Source organism: Mycobacterium paraense (assembly GCF_002101815.1).
GTDB lineage: Bacteria > Actinomycetota > Actinomycetes > Mycobacteriales > Mycobacteriaceae > Mycobacterium > Mycobacterium paraense.
On record NZ_LQPM01000026.1, the window covers coordinates 24,974 to 45,595 of the forward strand.

General features: G+C 65.8%; 18 protein-coding genes. 6 read left to right on the top strand and 12 right to left on the bottom strand.

Annotated elements, in window-relative coordinates; all coding sequences use genetic code 11:
* Positions 1 to 2: 2 nt before the first annotated feature.
* Positions 3 to 1,757, bottom strand: coding sequence for an AMP-binding protein (locus tag AWB89_RS20365; RefSeq protein WP_085176135.1), 1,755 nt, complete (start codon positions 1,755 to 1,757; stop codon positions 3 to 5).
* A gap of 141 nt (positions 1,758 to 1,898) precedes the next feature.
* On the opposite strand from AWB89_RS20365, the gene AWB89_RS20370 reads away from it, so the two are divergent.
* Positions 1,899 to 3,218, top strand: coding sequence for a hypothetical protein (locus tag AWB89_RS20370; RefSeq protein WP_085176099.1), 1,320 nt, complete (start codon positions 1,899 to 1,901; stop codon positions 3,216 to 3,218).
* Here AWB89_RS20370 and AWB89_RS20375 read toward each other — a convergent pair.
* Both AWB89_RS20375 and AWB89_RS20380 read right to left on the bottom strand, forming a co-directional pair.
* On the bottom strand, positions 3,171 to 4,136 hold the full coding sequence (locus tag AWB89_RS20375; protein ID WP_263992928.1) for a glycosyltransferase family 2 protein: 966 nt from the start codon (positions 4,134 to 4,136) through the stop codon (positions 3,171 to 3,173). The two genes, AWB89_RS20370 and AWB89_RS20375, sit on opposite strands and share 48 nt — an antisense overlap.
* A complete protein-coding gene (locus AWB89_RS20380) occupies positions 4,123 to 4,887 on the bottom strand; it encodes a GAP family protein (RefSeq protein ID WP_241520548.1) in 765 nt (254 codons plus the stop codon). The genes AWB89_RS20375 and AWB89_RS20380 overlap by 14 nt, the downstream gene beginning before the upstream one ends.
* 238 nt (positions 4,888 to 5,125) lie before the next feature.
* Here AWB89_RS20380 and AWB89_RS20385 point away from each other — a divergent pair, with 238 nt between their 5' ends.
* Entirely contained in the window at positions 5,126 to 6,061 is a 936-nt protein-coding gene (locus AWB89_RS20385) for a glycosyltransferase family 2 protein (RefSeq protein WP_085176102.1), read from the top strand.
* On the opposite strand, the gene AWB89_RS20390 is transcribed toward AWB89_RS20385, so the two are convergent.
* On the bottom strand, positions 6,048 to 7,043 hold the full coding sequence (locus tag AWB89_RS20390) for a rhamnan synthesis F family protein (RefSeq protein ID WP_158089839.1): 996 nt from the start codon (positions 7,041 to 7,043) through the stop codon (positions 6,048 to 6,050). The two genes, AWB89_RS20385 and AWB89_RS20390, sit on opposite strands and share 14 nt — an antisense overlap.
* Positions 7,044 to 7,233: 190 nt before the next feature.
* Between AWB89_RS20390 and AWB89_RS20395 the strand changes: the two genes are divergently transcribed.
* From AWB89_RS20395 to AWB89_RS20405, 3 genes are read left to right on the top strand one after another with little or no spacing between them, the layout of a single operon-like run.
* A complete protein-coding gene (locus tag AWB89_RS20395; protein ID WP_085176107.1) occupies positions 7,234 to 7,896 on the top strand; it encodes an LbetaH domain-containing protein in 663 nt (220 codons plus the stop codon).
* Positions 7,886 to 9,025, top strand: coding sequence for a DegT/DnrJ/EryC1/StrS family aminotransferase (locus tag AWB89_RS20400; RefSeq protein ID WP_085176108.1), 1,140 nt, complete (start codon positions 7,886 to 7,888; stop codon positions 9,023 to 9,025). Before AWB89_RS20395 ends, AWB89_RS20400 begins: the two co-directional genes overlap by 11 nt.
* Complete coding sequence (locus tag AWB89_RS20405; protein ID WP_142282590.1) at positions 9,018 to 10,040, top strand: glycosyltransferase; 1,023 nt, start codon at positions 9,018 to 9,020, stop codon at positions 10,038 to 10,040. The genes AWB89_RS20400 and AWB89_RS20405 overlap by 8 nt, the downstream gene beginning before the upstream one ends.
* Here AWB89_RS20405 and AWB89_RS28045 read toward each other — a convergent pair.
* Positions 10,037 to 10,828: a methyltransferase domain-containing protein gene (locus AWB89_RS28045; RefSeq protein WP_241520549.1), complete on the bottom strand. Its 792-nt coding sequence runs from the start codon at positions 10,826 to 10,828 to the stop codon at positions 10,037 to 10,039. The genes AWB89_RS20405 and AWB89_RS28045 overlap by 4 nt on opposite strands.
* Before the next feature lie 215 nt (positions 10,829 to 11,043).
* Between AWB89_RS28045 and AWB89_RS20415 the strand changes: the two genes are divergently transcribed.
* Entirely contained in the window at positions 11,044 to 11,892 is an 849-nt protein-coding gene (locus AWB89_RS20415) for a class I SAM-dependent methyltransferase (protein WP_085176112.1), read from the top strand.
* 7 nt (positions 11,893 to 11,899) lie between these two features.
* Here the strand turns inward: AWB89_RS20415 and AWB89_RS20420 are convergent, their stop codons facing one another.
* The 7 genes from AWB89_RS20420 to meaB all read right to left on the bottom strand — a co-directional run bounded on the left by AWB89_RS20420 (position 11,900) and on the right by meaB (position 20,596).
* A complete protein-coding gene (locus tag AWB89_RS20420; RefSeq protein ID WP_085176114.1) occupies positions 11,900 to 12,670 on the bottom strand; it encodes a methyltransferase domain-containing protein in 771 nt (256 codons plus the stop codon).
* A 91-nt stretch (positions 12,671 to 12,761) separates the two neighbouring features.
* Complete coding sequence (locus AWB89_RS20425) at positions 12,762 to 14,294, bottom strand: hypothetical protein (protein ID WP_085176116.1); 1,533 nt, start codon at positions 14,292 to 14,294, stop codon at positions 12,762 to 12,764.
* Entirely contained in the window at positions 14,291 to 15,754 is a 1,464-nt protein-coding gene (locus AWB89_RS20430; protein WP_085176118.1) for a glycosyltransferase, read from the bottom strand. The genes AWB89_RS20425 and AWB89_RS20430 overlap by 4 nt, the downstream gene beginning before the upstream one ends.
* A 29-nt stretch (positions 15,755 to 15,783) precedes the next feature.
* Positions 15,784 to 16,803 carry an NAD-dependent epimerase/dehydratase family protein gene (locus tag AWB89_RS20435; RefSeq protein ID WP_085176120.1) on the bottom strand — a complete coding sequence of 340 codons (1,020 nt, stop codon included), beginning with the start codon at positions 16,801 to 16,803 and terminating at the stop codon, positions 15,784 to 15,786.
* Positions 16,800 to 18,059, bottom strand: coding sequence for a nucleotide sugar dehydrogenase (locus tag AWB89_RS20440; RefSeq protein WP_085176123.1), 1,260 nt, complete (start codon positions 18,057 to 18,059; stop codon positions 16,800 to 16,802). Before AWB89_RS20440 ends, AWB89_RS20435 begins: the two co-directional genes overlap by 4 nt.
* A gap of 193 nt (positions 18,060 to 18,252) precedes the next feature.
* Positions 18,253 to 19,533 (bottom strand): esterase/beta-lactamase LipL, encoded by a 1,281-nt coding sequence (lipL, locus tag AWB89_RS20445; protein WP_276073958.1) that lies wholly within the window; start codon positions 19,531 to 19,533, stop codon positions 18,253 to 18,255.
* Positions 19,534 to 19,603: 70 nt separating this feature from the next.
* Positions 19,604 to 20,596: a methylmalonyl Co-A mutase-associated GTPase MeaB gene (meaB, locus tag AWB89_RS20450; protein ID WP_085096750.1), complete on the bottom strand. Its 993-nt coding sequence runs from the start codon at positions 20,594 to 20,596 to the stop codon at positions 19,604 to 19,606.
* Between the last annotated feature and the right edge of the window lie 26 nt (positions 20,597 to 20,622).

Consider the following 20,622-nt stretch of genomic DNA (forward strand, 5'->3'; position numbering starts at 1 on the left):
CGTTACGCGTCCAACCGGACGAACTCGTCCTGCCGGTAGAGCTCGACGCACTGGTGGCGCCTGATCTTGCCGCTGGTGGTGATCGGAATCGAACCGGGCGACACCAGGACCAGATCCGCCACCTTGAGCCCGTGGGACTTCGAAATCGCCGAGGTGACTTCGCGTTTCACGCCGCGCAGCCGGTCGACGACCTCCTCTTCGGAGTCGCCGCGCTTTTTCATCTCGATGATCGCGACCAGCTTTTCGACACCCTTGTCGGGAACCGCGATGGCCGCGCACCGTCCCGCGGTGATCTCCTGGATCGTCGCCTCGATGTCGTCGGGCGAGTGGTTGCGCCCGTAGACGATCAGCAGGTCCTTGATGCGGCCGATGATGAACATCTCGCCCTCGGAGAAGAACCCCGAGTCCCCGGTTCGCAGCCAGGGCCCTTCGGGTGTCCCCTGCGACGGCTCGACGATCTTCGCGCCGAAGGTGCGCTCCGTCTCCTCGGGCTTCTGCCAGTATCCGGCGGCGACGTTCTCGCCGTTCACCCAGATCTCGCCGACGGTTCCGTCCGGGCACTCACGGCCGGTGTCCGGGTCGACGATGCGGATCAGCATCGATTTGGGGTCACCGTAACTGACCAGCGGTGTGCCGCTTCCGGTTTCGCACCGCACCGCTTCCCCGCCGGGCAGCTTCTCCGAATCGAAGTAACCGATCTCGGGTGGTTCGCCCACCTGACGCGTCGCCATGTACACCGTCGCTTCGGCCATGCCGTAGCACGGCCGCAGCGCCCTGGTGTCGAAGTTGAAGCGGGTGAACCGGTCCGCGAAGCGCTTGAGCGTCGCGGGCTGCACGCGCTCGCTGCCGTTGAGGATCGTGTGCACACCGCCGAGGTCGTATCCGGCCATGTCGTCGTCCGAGGTCTTGCGCACCGCGAGCTCGTAGGCGAAGTTCGGCCCCGCCGAAATCGTGCAGTCGTTCTTGGCCATCATGTGCAACCAGCGGGCCGGTCGCTGCAAGAACCCGACCGGGCTGGACAGCAGCGTCGGTACGCCCGCCAGAATCGGCATGAGGATTCCCAAGAGCAGACCCATGTCGTGGTACAGCGGCAGCCAGGACACCACGGTGATGCCCGGCGGGGCGATCCCGCCCTCGGGGGCGAAAAAGTCGCCCATGATCTGCTCGAAATTGGCGAACACGTTCTTGTTGGACACCATGACGCCCGCGGGCGTGCGGGTGGATCCCGAGGTGTACTGCAAGTAGATGAATTCCGAACCCTCGCCGGCCCCCGTGCGGGGTCTCGGGCCGGCGGGCCGCTGCCGCGTCTCCAGGTCCAGCAAATCGACCTCGACGATCGTCGGTGCGGATTGCCCCTCCTGCGACTGCACCGACGCGCCGACCAGTTCCGTCACCGCGGATGTGGTGAGGACGACCTTGGGCGACGTATCGGCCAGCACCGAGATGGTGCGCTCGTCGTGCGCCCCGCCATAGGGAACCGAAAGCGGAACCGCGACAAGTCCGGCCTGCAGGGCACCGAGAAAGCCCAGCACATACTCGAGTCCCTGGGGGGCCAGGATGAGCGCCCGATCCCCGGTCGACCCATGGGCTTTGAGCTGCTCGCCGAGGTTGACCACGCGCCGGTACAACTCTGACCACGTCAGCGTGTGCGCGACGCCGTCCCAATCATGGTCGTAGTCAAGGTATGTGAACGCCACGTCGTTGGGCTGCAGGCTTGCGCGCTCGCGCAGTACGGCAGGGATCGAAGACTGAACCACGGACAACACACTACCTTCGTCGAGAGCGTTTCTGGCCAGGAACGGCCAGGTTACAACCGTAACAACCCGCCCTCTCGGCCGCGGCGACCCGCCCGCCGGCAAATAAACTAGCGTGATCGCGTGGACAATCGACTCGCACACATGGACCAAGCGTCCTTTCTCGGTCTGCGGGCGCTTGGCTACGGGGCGCTCGTGCAGTTCGTGTGGGTCTACGACCGCCCGCTGAACCTGGACGGTTTGCGCCGTTTCCACCGCAATCTCGGCTTCGGGCTGTTGGGGCGGCTGGTCGAACCGTCCCCGCTGCCCTTCGCGCGCGATCGCTGGGTGATCTCCCGCGGGCCGGACGACATCGAGATCGCCCAACGGCAGCGGCCCCGCACGGACCTGAACGCCTGGCTTTACGAGCGGGCCTGCCTGCCGCTGGATCCCCAATACGGGCCCGCCTGGCACATCGGGGTCCTCCCCCTCGACGACGGCGGCAACGCGGTGTGTCTGACGACGTCGCACACCCTCGTCGATGGGCTCGGAATCCTGCAGGCCATCGCGGATGCGGCGGGCGGCAGGACCCGCTACCTGGGTTATCCCTATCCCCGTTCGCGCGCCCGCCGGCGGGCGATCGCGCAGGACGCGCGCCAAACCGCCGCGTCGGCACCGGAACTGGCGCGGGCGGTGGGCGCAACCGTGCGGATTGCCCGGCGCCGGCGCCAGGACGTCTTGGCCTCGATGCGGTCGGCGCCACCGGCCCCGCGGCGAGCCGGCGACAACCAGCCCCCCGTCCTGGTGCCCTCCCTGATCGCCTTCCTCGACGTCGCGAAATGGGACGCGTGCGCGAAAAGCATTGGCGGAAACAGCTTCACGCTGCTCGCCGGATTCGCCGGCAGGCTGGGCGTGCGCATGCAACGGGTGTGCGGCGACGGAACGGTCACCCTGTCGTTCCCGATCAGCGACCGCACCGAGGACGATACGCGCGGCAACGCGGTGGTGTTTCCCACCGTTTCCCTCGACCCGACGCACCTGTCATCGGACCTGGGGGAAGCCCGTCTGAAATTCAAGCAGGCGTTCGCCGACCTGGCCGGGATCACCGAGGAGCTCCTGGAACCGCTGCCACTGACCTCCTTGACGCCGAAGTGGGTGGCGCGCAGGGCGGCGGGAATGGGGCTCGGCGCGGCCGCCCTTCCCATCGGTTGCTCCAACATCGGCGACATGCCCCCCGACGTGCTGCGCCCGGACGGCGCCGACGCCGACTACGCGGCCGGCAGGCTGATCGAACCCGGCATCAACCGGCGCGCCCTCGAGCGCGTCGGTGGCCAGCTGTTTCTGGCTTCCGGGCGGGGCGCCGGCAAGATCTTCGTTGCAGTCAACGCCTACCTTCCAGGCCGGACGAATACGCAAGACGCGCTGCGCGAGGACGTCTCACGCACGTTCGGCGAGTTCGGGCTGACCGCCGAAATTTTCGGCTAGCCGCCGGGCGTGCTTGAACTCCTGAAAAGGGGCGCGCGCCAACGTCTTCAGGTGCACCCGCCGCTGCGGCCCGAAGTTTGCGATCTCCACGACCAGCGCCAGCCACGCGGGAAACCACCACAGCCGCGCCAGAATCCGAACCGACCGCGGTGAGAACGGGTCAACGGCCAGCCAATTGAGGATGCGTAGCTGGTCGAGCACGTACCGTCGGGTGCTCATGACGTGCGTCGTTTCGTTCCCCTTCATGTGGCTGCGCACCGACAGTTCCCGGGGCACGAAGCAGACCGTCGACCGCAGCATCAGGCGCAACCAGAAATCCGAGTCGACGAGCTGATAGATGTCGTTCCGCAGGCCCCCCGCCTCCAGCGCCAGCCGGCGCCGAAACATCACGCAGGTCGGCTCCCCCACCCAATTCTCCTTGGCGCCGCGCAAGGCGACCTGGCGTACCAGCGACGGCCCGTCGTTGCGTTCCCGCAGGTTCCGGAAGTGCCTGTGCATTTTCCCGTATCGGCGCAGCCACCGCTCGTCGTTACCCACCACTTGCCGGGGCGCAAACGCCAGCCCGACGGCCGGGTCCTCGAAATACGGAGTCAGCGTTGCCAAGGCGCCGGGAAGCAGCCAGTCATCGCCGTGGACGAACTGGACGCACGTGCCGCGCGCCAGCTCCAGACACTTGTTGTGGTTCCCGTTGAGGCCGAGGCGGGGTTGATTCTTCACCAACCGGTCCCCGGGCCGCAGCATCGACGAGGCGATGGCGGCGCCGTCGTCGGTCGAGTCGTCGTCGACGACGACGATCTCGAAGTCGACGCCGTCCTGCTCGAGGATGCTGCGCAGGCAACGCTCGATGGTGCCGGCGTTGTTGTACATCGGCACGCAGACCGAGACCAGCGGGGTGGCCGGACCGTCAGAGGGCGACAAGACCCTGCGTGAGCAGTATGAGCCCGGTGCCGCCGAAGCTGACCTGCATGATCTGCTGGCGGTACGTCCGCAGCCAATGCTGCAGCCGCAGCATCAGCGCCAGCGTCTGGTCCGGCTTCACCAGGTAGGCGACCAGCGGGATCTCGATGACCGCCAGCACCATGAGGATGAACAGGATGAACGCGACGAGCTGCGTGGTGATGGCGGCTCCCGAGGCCATGATGAACGCCAGCAAAACTACGCCCTCGTACGGCGGAAATGACGAGGCCAGGCCCACCACGAACGCGGGCCAGACCACGTCGGTGTTGAGCATTTCATGGGTGCGGGCGCCCAGTCGCTGGAACAGGCTGCGAGGACGCTCCTCCACCAGCGTGTCCGAAGCGCCCCCGCTCACCGGAACCGCCGCCGCGGGCGCCTGCGCCGCCGCCCTAGCCCGGGCCGTCATTACTGCGAGAACCACCAGCGCAAGGACGCCGAGGGTGATTTGAAGACGGGCGCCCTCGAGGAAGAATATTGCGGACCTGACCTGCGAAATCGCCGTTCCCACGTTGCGGATGGCCACCAGCGCCGTCTCCCGCATCAGCAGCAGCACGCCAACGGCGACCCCGACCCCCGCGACAATGCCGCCGAGCCAAAACGCGAACAGGTTCGGCATCGGCCGCCGCCGCGTCAACAAGACGACCGCCAGTCCCAGCCGGACGGGATCAATCGCCATCCCGAAGCCGCATATCAGCACGAATGTCCACAACATCAGTTGGGACGGTACCTTGCCGGGGCGTATCTCGTGGCGTAACTGGCGAATTCGTTCGTTCGGCGTCCAGCTCTTTACGGATTCCGAACGGCCACGTTACAACGACCGGTTGAGGGGTGACGGTGCCGACAACCCGCGTTTTCAGGCTTATGCATCGCCCGCGCAACTCGGCGAGATCGAAAGCAACCGGGGGCTATGCTCAAGCCGATTTCGCGCACTGTTCGTCGATGGAGGGGGCATGTCAGCCGATCCCGCTGTCTCGGTGTGCGTACCGATGTACAACAACAGCGCCACCATCGAGCGTTGCCTGCGCAGCATCCTCGACCAGGACGGCGTCGCCTTCGAGATCGTGGTCGTCGACGACGATTCGTCGGACGATTGCGCCGCAATCGCCAAAGCGATGCTCAGGCCCGGAGACCGGCTGATACGCAACGAGTCTCGCCTCGGCCTGAACGGAAACCACAACAAGTGTTTGGAACTCGCGCGCGGCACGTGCATCCAGTTCGTGCACGGCGATGACTGGTTGCTGCCGGGGGCCCTCAAGTCCCTCGTCCCGTACTTCGACGACCCCGCGGTGGGGATGGCGTTCGCTCCCCGGCGCGTGGTGCAGGATGAAAATCTTCCGTGGCGGCGACGGGTGGGTCCCGCGCACAAACACTTTTGGCGGCTGCGCGAGCGCAACAGCGGATCTTGGCTGGTCGCGCAGCAGCTGGTGCGCGCCGGCGCGGGCAACTGGATTGGCGAACCGACCTGCGTGATGTTCCGCCGCCGGCTTGCCCTCGATGCCGGCGGTTTTCGGGGCGACATCTATCAGCTCGTCGACCTCGATTTCTGGTATCGCTTGATGGTCCGATCGACGGTCTGCTTCGTGCCGCAGGAGCTCTCGGTGCGTACCCACACAGCGTCCAACGAATCGATGCACATCGTCAAAGCGGGGCGCAATTGGCTGGACCAGCTGCGGATCCTCACCTGGCTGATCGTGGATCCGGCTTCGCCCACCTCAATTCGGATCATCGCGAGATCCAAGTGGTCGATTATGTGGCTGTTTTTGCCTTTTCGCGTGCTGGCGTTCGGACCCGAGCGGCGGTCGCGTTTGAAGACGCTCGCCTCGGCGCCGGCCGACGAATTCGCTCGAGCGCGGCGCTGGCGCGCCGATCTTCCTATGCCGGGTTGACCCAGGTCGACGGCCCGCAGCCGAGCCGGTCCAGGTTCGCTTGGATGAGCTCGTAGGGATAGTCGGTGCGCTGCTGGACGAATTGGCGCAACCGCGCCATGGAGTCGTGCCATGGGTCGTTATATCGCGGCAAGCTCGTCTTGAGGAAGGGGAAACGGAAGTGCTCGATCAGGCCGTCCCAGAAATAAAGGGTGTTGTTGAATGGCTCCTCGTGAAACTTACTGGCCCACTGGTGATTCGGTGAACGCTCGTAACTCGCCCGGATGTCGGCGACGGATACGAACGGTTTCACGCTGAGCCCCGCTTCGCGAGCGCGCGTGGACAATCCGATCTCGTACCGGTCAACGATGTTGACCTTGTCAACGATGTACTGGAAGTCCTTCCAGAAGTCGCGAACGAAGGGCCGGGTGCGCGCATTGAGGTCCCAGGCCAGGAAAAATGACTGAAGGTGGATATCGAACTCGGCGCTTTCGATCGCGCCGTACATGTCGGCACCGTGGAAAGAGCTCCACATCTCTTCAATCGGAAACAGCGGTCCGAACACGCTGTCGTTGGCGAGAACCAGGCGGTCGAATTGGTCGAGCGACCAGCCGTACCGCTCGAGGATGCACCATGCCAGGTGCCAGGAGCCAAAGTCCAGGACGAGCGTGCGCCGCGTGTAGACGCCCGCGCACAAGGAACGGATGGGGGCGACGGATTCCGGACTGAGTCGTGCCGAACCGGAGACGAACAGGATCGTCGCTCCAAGCCGGGACAGCGCCTTCAGGTAGTAAACGACGTAGGGGTCGACGATTCCCTGGGAGTCGTAGTGTGCGAAGAGCACGAGCGTGCCTCGACCGGGCGGAGGCTGCGCTGGAAGCTCCTGGTGCGTTTGGCGGATGAAGCGCAGAGCGTTGCCGTGGAAGCGGTACGGCAGGGCGGCTGCATAGCGGCGGGCGCGGTCGGACTCTGCGCGTAGTCTGCTCGGCAGTTCCAAGGTCACCTCGTAGTGTCGGTGCGTCGCTGATTGATTGCATGCTCTCCCGGAACTTCGGCCGACGATACAGCTGAAGGCCGGCACCGGTCCCTACGATAGAACGCGAGGGTCCACACGCTGCCAGAACCCGAAAATGCCGGAGCTTGCCCGATCACCCGACTAGTGTGTCGCTCGATATGCAAATGGTTGAATCCGAATGAACCACCATGTCGGTCATGCGGTCCGCTGTATGCCGGGCCGCGTCGTCCTCCTCGGCGCAGGGGCCCAAGCCCGCGAGGCGGCGTCCTATCTGCCAACTGGCACCGAGGTTTTGTGGGCCGTCACGCGCGACTACCTTGACGTCGGCGCGGGCGACCAGATCGACATCCACTCCCCATCGCCGGCCGATCGCGAGGCCGGGGTCCTCGCTGCCGTGGGAGCGCCGGCGTTGCGTCGTGACCTGGTCGCGGCATGGCCGGGCGACCGCTTCGTCACCGTCGTCTCGCCCGCGGCTTATGTCGATTCGTCCTGCACGATTGGCGCGGGCTCCGTCATCGCGCCCGGTGCGGTACTCACCGTAGACGTGGTGGTCGGTGAGCACTGCCAGGTGAACATCGGAGCGACTCTGAGTCATGACGTGACCCTTTCGTCGTTCGTGACGATCGGGCCGGGCGCGCACGTGGCGGGCGGGGTGCGCCTCGGTGATGGCGTCGTCGTCGGCGTGGGCGCCAGCATTTCCAACGATTTGACGATCGCATCAGGAGTGGTGGTCGGCGCAGGTGCGACGGTGCTGGCCGATGTGCCGATCCCCAATGCGGTTGTGGTGGGCGTTCCTGCCACGGTCTTGAAGGTTCGCGACGGGTGGCTCGATGCCCTCTGACATTCCCTTCATCCGGCCAAGTTTTCCTACCCCTGCTGAGCTTGCCAAAGAGTTCGCGGAGATCGTCGAAGCCAACTGGTACACAAATTTCGGCCCGAAGGAACGTCAGTTCGCGCGTGCTTTGGGCAAGTACCTTGGGCCCGACCTGCATGTGGCGACCCTCGCCAACGGCACGCTGGCGCTCGTTGCAGCACTCCACGCGACTCTTGGTAGTGGAGCGCGAGACCGCTATCTACTCATGCCTTCTTTCACCTTCGTCGCCGTAGCCGAGTCAGCTGTGTGGACTGGCTACCGCCCGTGGTTCATCGATATCGACGCCGACACGTGGCAGCCGAGCGTGTCCTCGGCGCTGGCGGTCCTCGAACGCTCTCGTGACCAGATCGCCGGCATCCTGCTGACCAACGTATTCGGTGTCGGCAATCCCCAAGTTGACGTCTGGGAAGACTTGGCAAACGAGTGGGAGCTACCGGTCGTCATTGACTCGGCGGCCGGCTTCGGCTCGTCGTACGACGACGGCGAGCGCGTAGGCGGGCGCGGCACCTGCGAGATCTTCTCGTTTCATGCGACCAAGCCGTTCGCTGTCGGTGAGGGCGGCGCGCTGGTCTCTCGCGATCGCCGCCTCGTCGAGCGGGTTCACAACTTCCAGAATTTCGGCTTCGCGGCGTCGCGCGAGTCTACGCAGCTCGGCATCAACGCCAAGCTCCAAGAAATCAATGCCGCCATCGGCCTCCGGCAGCTGGTCGGGCTCGACCGACGTCTTGCCAGCCGCCGCCAGGTTTTCGAGCGCTATCGCGCCGAGCTCGCAACCAAAGGCCTGCGCTTTCAACCCAATGCGCAAGCATCGTCGCTCTGCTTTGCCAGCGCCTGCTGTCCGACGCCCCAGCAGAAGGCGACGGTACTGGCGAGCCTGAGTAAGCACGCGGTGCAAGCCCGCGATTACTACAACCCGCCACAGCATCTTCACCCATACTTTGCGGCGAACCCCCACTGGGTCCGCTCGGCCGACTTGCCAGTCACGGAGGACATCTGCTCGCGAATCGTCTCCCTGCCGATTCACGACGACATGGCGCCGGAGGATCTCGCACGGGTGGTGGCCGCCGTCCAGGAAGGGCTTGTCCGCAGTGAATGAGAGCCCGCCTGACAGTTCACCCAAAGTCAGCGTCGTGTCGATCTCGTACAACCACGAGGCCTATATCCGACAGGCGCTCGACGGGTTTGTCTCCCAAAAGACCGATTTCCCAATAGAAATCATCGTCGCTGACGACGCATCGACCGACGGCACGCCGGCAATCATCCGGGAGTATGCCGACCGTCACCCGCACCTGTTTCGGCCGATCCTCAGGTCCGCGAACGTCGGCGTTCACACCAACCTGATGGACGCCCTATCAGCCGCTCGGGGCGACTACGTCGCCGTGTGCGAGGGCGACGATTTCTGGGACGACCCGCTGAAGCTGAGCAAGCAGGTGGCCTTCCTGGATCAGCATTCGGACACGACAGTGTGCTTTCATCCGGTGCGGGTGATCTGTGACGACGGGTCCAAAGACGCTGAGCACCCGCCGATCTCATGGCGGCGCGACTTGACCGTTGAGGCCTTGATCGCGCGCAACTTCATCCAGACCAACTCGGTCGTCTACCGCCGCCTCCCGCGCTATGACGACATCCCACCCGACGTGATGCCGCTGGACTGGTATCTGCACGTCCTGCATGCGGCCCGCGGCGCCATCGCCATGCTGCCCGACACGATGGGGGTCTACCGCCGCCACAGTCACGGCATCTGGCACACGGCCTACACGGACCCGCCTAAGTTCTGGCTGTCGCGGGGCCCCGGCGTGGCGGCGATGCTCGAGGCGATGCTCGACCTGTTCCCCGGCGAAGCCTCCCGCGAGGCAGTCATCGGCCAGAGCGCCGACTGGGTCCTCGGCGAGATGGCGAAGGTGCCAGGCCCCGAGGGGCGCGCCGCGCTCGCCGACGTCATCGCGCGGCGCCCGCGGCTCGCGATGCTGGCCCTGCAGTATTTGCGGACGCAGACGCCGCAGCGGCGGCTCAAGAAACGGCTTTCCAGCGAATTGTCCGGCTGGAGAGCGCATCTCGACGAGTACTCCGGCCGGGCGAAGCGCCGGATCACCCGATCCAGCGACCGTTAGGCGGTGTCGGCCGCCGGCTTGTGGACGACGTACAGCACGGAGCCGGGCGCGATGCCATGCCGCGAGAACACGTCTTCTCCGAAGGTGCCGGAGTCGAGTGCGGTCAGCTCGAAGCCGCTCTGCACGATCCGCGAGCACAGGGTGGCGCGATCGTAGAGCCGCACGTGGTCGCCCTGCGCGAAGCGGCGCCATCGCTCCCCCTCGTCGGTCACCGCGGGGTCCTCGTCGAAGGCGCCCTCGGGAGCCACCGGTGTCATCACGATGCCGCGCCCGCCCGGCGTCAGGATCCGGTACAGCTCGCTCAGGGCGCGGCCGTCGTCGGAGACGTGCTCGAGGATGTGCGAGCAGATGAAGAAGTCGAACGAGCCGTCGGCGTACATCGTCATGTCGGTGATGTCGACGACGTCGTCCACCCCGGACATCAGCAAATCCGCCGTGCGGTATTTGAGGTCCCCGCGACCGCGCAAGTAGCTGGACAGGGCCGGCACCGGCGCGAACTCCAGGACGCGTCGCACACCGTCGGGCCGCAGGAAGTTGTCGAGATAGAGCTTGTAGAGGCGGTCCCGGTCCGAGGAACCGCACACCGGGCAGAGGTAGCGGCGATGGTTCAAGGTCTCGAAGTCGTCGAGGGAGTAGGGGTGACCGTACTTGGCCAGCACACCGCCCAGCATGCGGCTGACGCTCCGGAAGCGGACCCTGCTCCCGCACACGTTGCATTGCCCGGGTCCGAAATAGCCGATGCGGCGGATGAGGCGGCCAGCGCGATGACCGGTGTCCGAGAGCGCCATGCGTCTCATTCAACAACAGCCGGCCCGGCGGCTCTCATCGCGGACGGCTTGGGCGCGCGGGTGATCGCGGCAAAGGGACCGGGCTCGTCATCCGATTTCGCGGTTCACGCACGAAGGACGGGGGGTTGGCCTAACCTATCAACGCGCGAAGGGGGGACACTCGGTGCGGCCCTCCCGTTGTCGGACGGCTTACCCACATGAAGGACTCAGTTGGCATGGCACTTGGAAAATTTGAAAACACGCTAGAGTTCACCGCGCATAACATCCGCCTTGACGACGGAACGTACACGAAGCCTGACTCTACGCATTCGATGGTGGATCATCCGTGGTTCATCTCGTCCCGCAAGATCTTGGAAACGGTGTTCCCCGGCGACAAAAGTCAACTGCGCCTGGCGGACGTGGGCTGCCTGGAGGGCGGGTATTCGGTCGAGTTTGCCCGGCTGGGATTTCAGGTGCTGGGCATTGAGGTGCGGGAATTGAACGTCGCCGCCTGCAACTACGTCAAATCGAAGACCGACCTTCCGCATCTGGAGTTTGTCCAGGACAACGCCTTGAACATCGCGAACTACGGCCAGTTCGACGCCGTCTTCTGCTGCGGCCTGCTCTACCACCTCGACCAGCCGAAGAAGTACCTCGAAACCCTGTCAGCCGTCACGAAGAAGCTGTTGATACTGCAGACGCATTTTTCGCTTATCGGTCCGAGGGACACCAAATTGGGGTTGTTGGCGCGGCGGATAGCGGCACGGTTCGCGAGACGGCCCTCACCCACGATGCACCGCCTTTCATCGCCCACGGAGAACGAGGGCCTCCCCGGCAGGTGGTTCATGGAGTTTTCGAACGACCAATCGTTTGGCACGCGAGACACCGCCAAATGGTCGTCCTGGGATAATCGGCAATCGTTCTGGATCCAGCGCGAATACCTGCTCCAGACGCTCAAGGACGTAGGGTTCGACCTGGTGATGGAAGAGTATGCCAACCTCGAACCGAGCATCGCCGAGAATTTGCTTGGCGGCTCCTACGAATCGAACCTCCGAGGGACATTCATCGGCGTCAAAGCCGACTGACCGGGCCTCAGGATTTCTTCCGGCTCAACGCGAAGAAGTCCGTTCTCGTGGTCGTCACGTCCAGGATCTCGAACCCGACGTGATCCAGCATCCTTTCGATCAGCGGGACGTCGAACACGTGGTGGTGCAGAGTCCGGTTCTCGAAGTTCTTCAGGCTGCGCTGCCGAAAATGCTCTAAATCACCGGCGGGAGGGTCCATCGGCAAGTCGTGCAGCGCGAGGATTTCCTCCAGGTGCGTGAGGTCGTCCTCCCCCACGTCGCCGTTGAAATCGTCCAGCAAGTGCTCGAACGTGGTGAACGGACGGCGATGGTCGAAGTTGCTGTCTTTGTTGGGCAGCACGAGTATCAGCGCGCCGCCGGGCTTGATCACCCTTTTCCACTCGGTGAGGGCCTTGAGGGGATTGGCGACGTGCTCCAGGCAATTCGACGACAAGAGGAAGTCGCGGCTCTCACTCGCGATATCGCTCAGGTCGGTCGCGTCCGCGATGAACTGGTGGCCGGTCCTGTTCTTGTAGTAATTAAAATTCTCGCCCGATTCGAGCCGGCCCTCCCAGATGGTGTCCGTGGAGAAATTCACACCATCCAATCGGCCGACGAATTCGTAGACCGGCAGCACCGTCCTGAAGAGTGCGCTCGGGCCGCCAACCTCGACACCGTGCTTGTTCTCGACGAACGAACGGTACTGACGAAACGGCAATCGCCACTGGGCGTATTTCAGAAATGAGAAGACGCTGGCCGCGGAGTTGGGCCGCGCGAATTCCTTGATCGCCGAACGCATTTTCCCCCTCTTCGTAGGACGGCGCCAAGCTTACGCGCCGACGGGATACCCCGGGCGGGGTTCGGCGACCACACCGGCAAAAGCTAATCGTTCATGATGAAGCGGCGAGGCTTCGCCGCGCACCGACCGCGAAAAACACACCCATTCCGACCGCCAGCAACGCGGGTCCCAGCAGGAATGCCAGGCGCACGCCGCCGGCGGTGACGTGCGCGAGCGCCCCCTTGAGCACCATGCGACTGCGGGCGGCGGCATTGTCGCCGTCGGCGGGCCTGACTTCGTGCGGCAGGATCCCTCGCACGCCGGGATCGGCCAAAATCGCGGCCAATCGCCGGGAATTCGGATACGAGAGATCGAACAGGTGGCCGCCGCCGCCCGTGGCTTTGAGGTCGTCGACATTGCGCGTGGCGAAGTAGGTCTGGACGTTGACCGCCTGTTGGCGCGCCGATTCCCCCCACCCGATGGCCCCCACCGCGGACACATAGCCCAGCAGCGCAAAGGCGGCTACCACGACGAACACCCACGTCACGGCGCCCGGGCCGGCGTATCGGCCGAATCTCGAGGCCCGCGCGCTCTCGAAGAGCGCCAGTATCGCCATCAAACCCACCGGGTAGACCAGCAAAACGATGTCCATATATCGCACCGCCAGCGCGGCCCCCCGCCCGTAGGCGAGCAGCGCAAGCTGAATGACCAGCCACACCGAAATTCCGACCGCCAGCCAGGCGCGGTCGGACAGGGCCGGCCGCCGCGACAGCGTGTGCCGGCAGAACCAGATCATCGGGACCAGTCCGACGATCACCTGACCGCCGACGAGCAGCAATCCCTGGACGAGGGTCCACGGCGTGCTCATCTGCTTGGCCGTCGACGCCGACCACAGGATCGCCGCCAGCACGAGTGCTGCGACGACGGCGACGCCGGCGAACTCCCGACCGCACCGCCGCCGGGCGCCGGTGGCCATCTGCAAGCCGACCAGCGCCGCGGCGCCGAGCGCGGCGGCCACCCCGGTCGCGAAAGAGAAGTAGCTGAGGACCGCGGCGGCCAATCCGCCGAACCAGCGCGCGGAGAACGGGCGCGCGTACGCGAACGCAACCACAGCCGCGATGCCGAAGAGCAACGAGAGGTACACCTGCGTCTGGAAACCCGACAGCTCGTTCTCGAAGCCGATCGGAAGTGCGAACGCCAATGCGATGAAGGCCGCCAGGACGATCCGGCGTTGCGGCGCGACCAGGGGCACGAGCAGCGCCGCCAGCCAGGTGATCGCCGCCGTGTGCACGATCGCGCCCAGGATCATCTCGAGGCGCGTGTTCCATTCGCCGGCAAGTTCGAGGTGCACCAGCGCCAGCACGCGGAAAACGAAGATGCGGTGTTCGTTGTGCGCGGCAAAGAGATCGCCGAGAGAAAGCGTGCCCCGCAGATACGGCGAATACAGCCCGGCCGCCTCGCCGTCCCACTGATCCACCAGCGGCACCGGGGAACCCAGTGCCCAAATGGCGATCAGCTTCGCGCCGAGGACGGTGCAGGCGACCGCGGCCAGCAGCACGACAACGCCCTTCCGAGGTGTCGGCGTGTCCCCCGGTGCGTCGTCGGGCGCCGAGTGATGGCGGCGGTCGACCAGGGGCACCTTCATCGTGGGGTCTTTCCGTACCGCCGCAGCAGCCGCAGCGCCCCGAGCGACGCCAAACCGCCTCCCGCCCACTGCAATACCGGACGCCGCATGGCCAAGCCGTACCAATGCAGGTAGGCGGGCAGCCAGCCGACCAAATCGAACTTGCTGGTGCCGGCGGTTCGGTCATCCCAGCTGCTGGGGACCTCGTCGACCCGGTAGCCGAGCAGATGCGCCTTCGTGGTGAGCTCCAGCCCCACCTCGAACCCTCGCCCGCTCTCGACGGGAACCTCGTCGAGAAACCGGCGGCTGTAGGCGCGGAAGTTCGTGGTGGCGTCGTGCGTCCGGACGCGGCCCACGTAATGCAGGCTGAGCCCGGCGGTCCGCGACATCAGCGTCTTCAGCCGGGGGCCGCCGCGCTGGGTGCCCCCTGGCATATACCGGGACCCGCTGACGACGTGCGCCCCCTCGTCGCGAATCTTGGCCGCCATCAACGGAATCACCGAAGGTGGATCGGATAGGTCCGCCATGCTGGTGACGACGACGTCACCGCGGGCGGCCGCAAAACCGGCGATCAGGGCGTTCGCCACGCCCTTCCCTAGCGAGTTACGCACCAGCCGCACGGTGTCCGGCCTGCCGGGCATCGCGGCCAGCGCCGGCAGCGTGGTGTCCTCGTCGAAGTCGTAGCACACCAGCAGCTCATGCGGGGTGTCGGCCAACGCCTCGGTGAGCCTGCGGACACAGACCTGAATGTTTTCGCCCTCGTTGTAAACCGGGATGACCACGCTCACCAGATCGTCCGCACCGGACGGAGGTCCCGGCTTGCGGGCGCGAATCACGAACTGCTTGCCCAAGATTGGCCACGCCATTCTGGACCGTAGGTACCCGCGCACCAGGATCGGCGCCTGCGGCAACGGCGAGGACGAGGTGTAGGGCAGAAACCGGTCGCAGCTGTCCACGACCTCGAAGCCGCAGGACAGCAGCAACTCCGTGAGTGAGCGATCGCTGATCGGCACCATGTGATCCCAGAAGTCCCAATAGTCGCCGGGGACGAAGCGAATGTTCGGTCCCATCGCGATGAGGTGGCCGCCCGGCTTGAGTATCCGGCGGGCGGCGGCGATGGTGCGCTCCACCTCTTCCTTGCTGCGCAGGTGTTCCAGCAGGTTGCTCGTGAAGACGACGTCCACCGACCCGTCTGCGAGGAAGCCGAGGTCGTCGGCCCGGCCCTGGTGGAACTCGACGCCGGGCTCCAGCATGTCGGCGCTGTCCGGGTTCAGGTCAACCCCGATCCGGCGCGCGGCGCTTACGTGGTTGAGGAACTCGCCGTAGCCGCAACCGAGGTCGACCACCGTGTCGCTGCGCCTGATCCACGCCTGGAAAAAGTCCCGGACCAAGACGGCCCAGATGGCCGACCGCGACTCGCGGGCGTGGCCGAAGCGATTGCGGTAAAGCTGTTGAAGGTCGGGCTTACCCGCGATGCGCATGACGTTCTGGTGGCGACAACTCTTGCACGTCAGATGGTTCCGGCCTCGACGGCGTCGACGATCCAGGGTATGACCTCGTCCAGCATGGCATCGAGCGTCGTCGCCGCCTCGAAACCCAGAACCTCGGACGCCTTGTGGACATCCGGTGAGCGCAACTGGACGTCGTGCTCGAACGGCGGATCGCTCTCGTAGCGAAACGGAGTGTCGGGGCGCATCTTTTTCCAGATCACCTCCGCCAGCTCCAGCACGGTGGTGGCTTGGGGCGTGGAAAGGTTGAAGTCCCCGTTCAGCGCGGCCGGATGCTCCATGCAGGTGCGGATGCCGCGCGCCAGGTCGCCGCCGTAGGTGTAGTGGCGCACCTGGGTGCCGTCGCCGAGGATGTGCAGGGGGTCCTGGCCCTTCGCCACCTTCTGGATGAGGTCGGGCACGACGTGGCTCATCGCGAGTTTGACGTTGCCGCTGGGGATTTCGCGGCCGCCGAGCGCCCGCTGCTCGCCGGTGCCCACGCAGTTGAAGGGTCGGATGATCGTGTACGGCAGGCCGTACTGCTCATAGGCACCGTGCGCGAAGTACTCGCAGGCCAGCTTCTGAAAGCCGTAAGTGCTTGTCGGGGGCGGACACTCGGTGATGTGCTTTTCCGGCGTCGGGAAAACCGTGGCGTTCTCGAACACCATCGAGGAACTGATCACGTTGATCTTCTTGAGCCAGCCCTTGCGGTAGGCGTAGATGGCGGCGTCGAAATGGGCGGCGGCGATGCGCTCGTTCTCGGCCAACAGGTCGTAGGCGTACTCGTGGAAGTAGGTGATGCCGCCGATGCGGGCCGCACTGGCCACCAGCTGGTCGCACCCCTCGATCAGCTGAAACATCAAATCGACGTCTTTGACGTCACCCTCGACGAAGGTGTAGCGCGGGTGGTCGTCGTAGCTCTTCTTGACCTTGCCGTATTTGGAGTAGTTGTCGATACCGACGACCTCATGGCCGGCGCACAGCAGCTCGTCGACAACGTAGCCGTTGATGAATCCCGCGCTGCCGGTGACGAGAACCTTCACTGGGCCGGCGTTCCCGTGCCCAGCGCCGCCAGCCGGGCTCCGTTCGGCGCCTCCGCTTCGGGTTCGGCGACATCCAGGCAGCCCCAGACGTCCTCGACGATCTTGTCCCGCGGAATCTGCAGACCCCGGTAGATCGAGTGGGGCACGCCGATGACGATCACATCGGCCCGGCCCAAGACGGCGTCCAGCGCGTAGTAATCCGGGCCGTCCAGGAACGGGTCGTGCAGCATCACCTTCTTGGCCTCCAGCATGAGCAGGTGCCGGAGCTTGAAGCTCAGCGAGTCGCGCGTGTCGTCACAGTCCGCCTTGAACGTCATGCCGAGCAGGCCAACGGTCTTGTCGCGCAAGTCAACCCGGCGCTTGAGCATGTTGACGATGAACTGCGGCTGGCCCTCGTTGATCAGCATGGCCGCGTGCCCCAGCATGAAGTTGTTGTTGCTGAACGCGGCGAGCTGCATGGTGTCCTTCAGCAGGCAGGGGCCCGCCGCCAGTCCGGCCCGGGGCAGGCTGTCGACCCGGCTGTTCTTGTAGGTGGCCGCGTGATGGACGCGGTCGAAGTCGAGCCCGGCCTCGCGGCTGAGCAGGTAGAACTGGTTGGCGACCGCAAACTGGATGTAGCGGTACGCGTTGCAGAACAGCTTGGCCAGCTCGGCCTCCTGCGGCTCGACCTCGATGATCTCGCTGGTGATCTGCGAGAAGAGCTCGCGGACGATCCGGCGCCCCTCGGTGTCGAAGCCGCTGATGATCTGCGGGATCATCCGCAGCTCGCGAATCGAGTGGCCCTGCGCGATGCGCTCCGGGCAGAAGGTGACGTGAACGCCGATACCCCGGTCGGCGAACATGTCGTGGACGCGCTGGCTCAGGCCCGGGTAGACGGTGCTTCTGAGCACGAGCGTCTGGCCGTCGTGGAAGTACGGGCTGATCTCGTCGATGATGCGGAAGAAGGTGTGCGCCTGCGGCGTCAGGTATTCGTCCACCGGCGTCCCGACGACGCAGATCACGATGTCGGAATTCCTGACCGCCCACGAGTCCGTGGTGGCCGAGATGCGCCCGGTCGGCAGCAACCGCTTGAGCAGATCCTGGGCTCCGTTTTCGACGAATGGCATCCGGCCGGCCATGATCGTCTTCAACGCGGCCGCGTTGGTGTCCAGGATGTCGACGTTGAATCCGACGTCTGCGAGCACCAGCGCGAGCGGAAGACCGACGTGGCCGGCTCCGCCGATGATGCAGATGCGCTTATCGGGTTGATTCACCATGCCAGATGCCCCCTCCGGCCCCTTGCCTCAAACCCGGCCCATGGGTTGCGCGACGACAAGGGCGATACGTTTGCTATGTGGGCCCCATCGGTTTGGAGCGTACGAGTTGACGCATCCGAGCGTGGGCGTTTTCAGCAAACCGAGGCTGTCCAAATAACGCACCGCGTCACCTCGGCTTTACGAGCCGATGCCGCTAGCCGGCGACGGCTCCAGGCTCCGAGAACGGCGCGCCGAACTCAGTCACGGGCTGCAGACCGCGCTTGCGCACCTTCGCGGCGGCGTCGCGGATCAGCTTGTAGATCCCGACGAACGCGGCGTGATCGGTCATCACGAACGGCGTGAGCAGCCGGTTGTGCACCAGCGCGAACGCCACTCCCTCCGCCGGGTTGGCCCAGCCGACCGAACCGCCCAGCCCGACGTGGCCGAAGCCCGGCATCACGTTGCCGATCGGCAGACTGTGGTAGCCCAGGTGGAAAGCCAACGGCACGAACAGGTTTCGGTCCGGCCGCAGGCTCCGCCGACCGGTCAGCCCGGCGACCAGCTCGCGGGACAAGAATTGGGTGCCGTCGATCTCGCCGCCGTTGGCGATCGCCCCGTACATGCGGGCGAGCGCGCGGGCGGTCACCACGCCGTTGGCCGCCGGGATCTCGGCGTCCAGCAACGGGATCTCGCCCTGGGCCGCGGCGATGAACCCCGGGAAGTACATCGACCGCCAGCCGCCGGACAGCTCGTGGGCGACCTTTTGCGTCACGTAGTTGAGGACCGGATTGACGACGATGTTCTGCGGCATGATGATCTGCGCGGCCCGCGTCGGGGACTCGGCCGGCGGGCGGCCCAGGTGCATTCCGTCGGTGCCCAGCGGCTCGGCGAGCTCCTCGCGGATCAGCGCGCGCATGCCCTTGCCGGTCACGCCCCGGGCGAGCCCGGACATCAGCCAGCCGAAGGTCAGCGCGTGATAGGCGGATTTGCCCAGCAGGCGTCCCGGCGACGCGGCCGCCAGCCGTTCCTCCATCAGCGCGTGGTCCAGCAGGTCTTCCTGGCTGGCGCCGCGCAGGCCCGACAGCCCGGCGTGATGTCTCATCACCTGCCGCACGGTGATTTCGGCTTTGCCGTTGGCCCCGAACTCCGGCCAGTACTCGGCGACGGGCGCCTCGTAGTCGATGAGCCCACGGTCGGCGAGCCGGTGGATGACGGTGGCGGCCATGCCCTTGGTCGCCGAGAACACCATCGGGGCGGTGTCGGCCGACCACGGTATGTCACCGCCGCGGTCCTCCCAGCCGGTCCACACGTCGACGGCGGGTTGACCGTCGACGTAGACGGCCAGCGCCCCGCCGCCGAACCGGCGGGCCGGGAACATGGTGGAAAAACTTCGAACGGCGCAGGCGAAATGTGGGTCCGCCGCACCGGACACACGGTGGCCTGCGTCGGGGCCATCGTGGACAGGGACCGCGCGGCGAGCGACCCGGGACTCCATCGTCACAGTATTGAATTTACTTGGAATTCATACCGTCCGTCGGGGAATCGGCCGTTAATTTACCTTTCCGTTAGCCGGACGCAGCCTTAAGTATTTGCTGGGCCGCGAGCGCCGGGGTCAGCTCCCCGGCCTTGACCTGGCGTTCCACGTCGGCGCGAAGTTTGCGGACGGCCGGGTTGGACAGCACCCGGTCCAGCACGGCGTCGCGAACCATCTGCCAGGTCCAGTCGACCTGCTGGGCCCGGCGGCGCTCGTCCAGCTCGCCGGCGTCGGCGAGCACCCGGCGGTGGCGCTCGATGGTCTCCCACAGCTCGGCCAGGCCGGTTCCCTCCGTCGCGCTCATGGTGAGAACCGGTGGCCGCCAGAGCGTTTCACCCGGATGGATCAACCTGATCGCCGCGGACAGCTCACGGGCGGCCTTACGCGCCTCGGGCAGGTGCTCCCCGTCGGCCTTGTTGACCACCACGATGTCGGCCAACTCCAGCGCGCCCTTCTTGATGCCCTGCAGCTGGTCGCCGCTGCGGGCCAGGGTCAGCAGGACGAACGTGTCCACCATGTTTGCCACGGCCACCTCGGACTGGCCCACACCAACGGTCTCGACGAGGATCACGTCGAACCCGGCGGCCTCCAGCAGCACGATCGCCTCCCGGGTGGCCTTCGCGACACCGCCCAACGTGCCCGAGGTCGGCGACGGGCGGATGTAGGCGTCGGGGTGCACCGCCAGCCGCGCCATCCGCGTCTTGTCGCCGAGGATCGACCCGCCGGTGCGCGTCGACGACGGGTCGACGGCCAACACCGCCACCCGGTGGCCGTGCTCGATCAGATGCATGCCGAGCGCCTCGATGCTGGTGGACTTTCCCACCCCGGGGGTCCCGGTGATGCCGACCCGGTGGGCATTGCCGGCGTGCGGCGTCAACTCCAGCAGCAGCCGTTGGGCCTGCTCGTGGTGGTCGGCACGGGTGGACTCCAGCAGCGTGATGGCCCGGGGCAGCGCCGCGCGGTCGCCACCGAGGACGGCCTTGGCCAATTGATCGACGGCGTCGTCGTTTCCGGATACCGGCACGGTCCACCAGCGTATAGGGCCGCCGG

Coding starts and splice junctions, on each gene's coding strand:
- AWB89_RS20415 (WP_085176112.1), top strand. CDS start 11,044: ATGGCACTTGGAAAATTTGAAAACACGCTAGAGTTCACCGCGCATAAC.
- AWB89_RS20385 (WP_085176102.1), top strand. CDS start 5,126: ATGTCAGCCGATCCCGCTGTCTCGGTGTGCGTACCGATGTACAACAAC.
- AWB89_RS20370 (WP_085176099.1), top strand. CDS start 1,899: ATGGACCAAGCGTCCTTTCTCGGTCTGCGGGCGCTTGGCTACGGGGCG.
- AWB89_RS20425 (WP_085176116.1), bottom strand. CDS start 14,294: ATGAAGGTGCCCCTGGTCGACCGCCGCCATCACTCGGCGCCCGACGAC.
- lipL (WP_276073958.1), bottom strand. CDS start 19,533: ATGGAGTCCCGGGTCGCTCGCCGCGCGGTCCCTGTCCACGATGGCCCC.
- AWB89_RS28045 (WP_241520549.1), bottom strand. CDS start 10,828: ATGGCGCTCTCGGACACCGGTCATCGCGCTGGCCGCCTCATCCGCCGC.
- AWB89_RS20440 (WP_085176123.1), bottom strand. CDS start 18,059: ATGGTGAATCAACCCGATAAGCGCATCTGCATCATCGGCGGAGCCGGC.
- AWB89_RS20420 (WP_085176114.1), bottom strand. CDS start 12,670: ATGCGTTCGGCGATCAAGGAATTCGCGCGGCCCAACTCCGCGGCCAGC.
- AWB89_RS20395 (WP_085176107.1), top strand. CDS start 7,234: ATGAACCACCATGTCGGTCATGCGGTCCGCTGTATGCCGGGCCGCGTC.
- AWB89_RS20400 (WP_085176108.1), top strand. CDS start 7,886: ATGCCCTCTGACATTCCCTTCATCCGGCCAAGTTTTCCTACCCCTGCT.
- AWB89_RS20430 (WP_085176118.1), bottom strand. CDS start 15,754: ATGCGCATCGCGGGTAAGCCCGACCTTCAACAGCTTTACCGCAATCGC.
- AWB89_RS20380 (WP_241520548.1), bottom strand. CDS start 4,887: ATGTTGTGGACATTCGTGCTGATATGCGGCTTCGGGATGGCGATTGAT.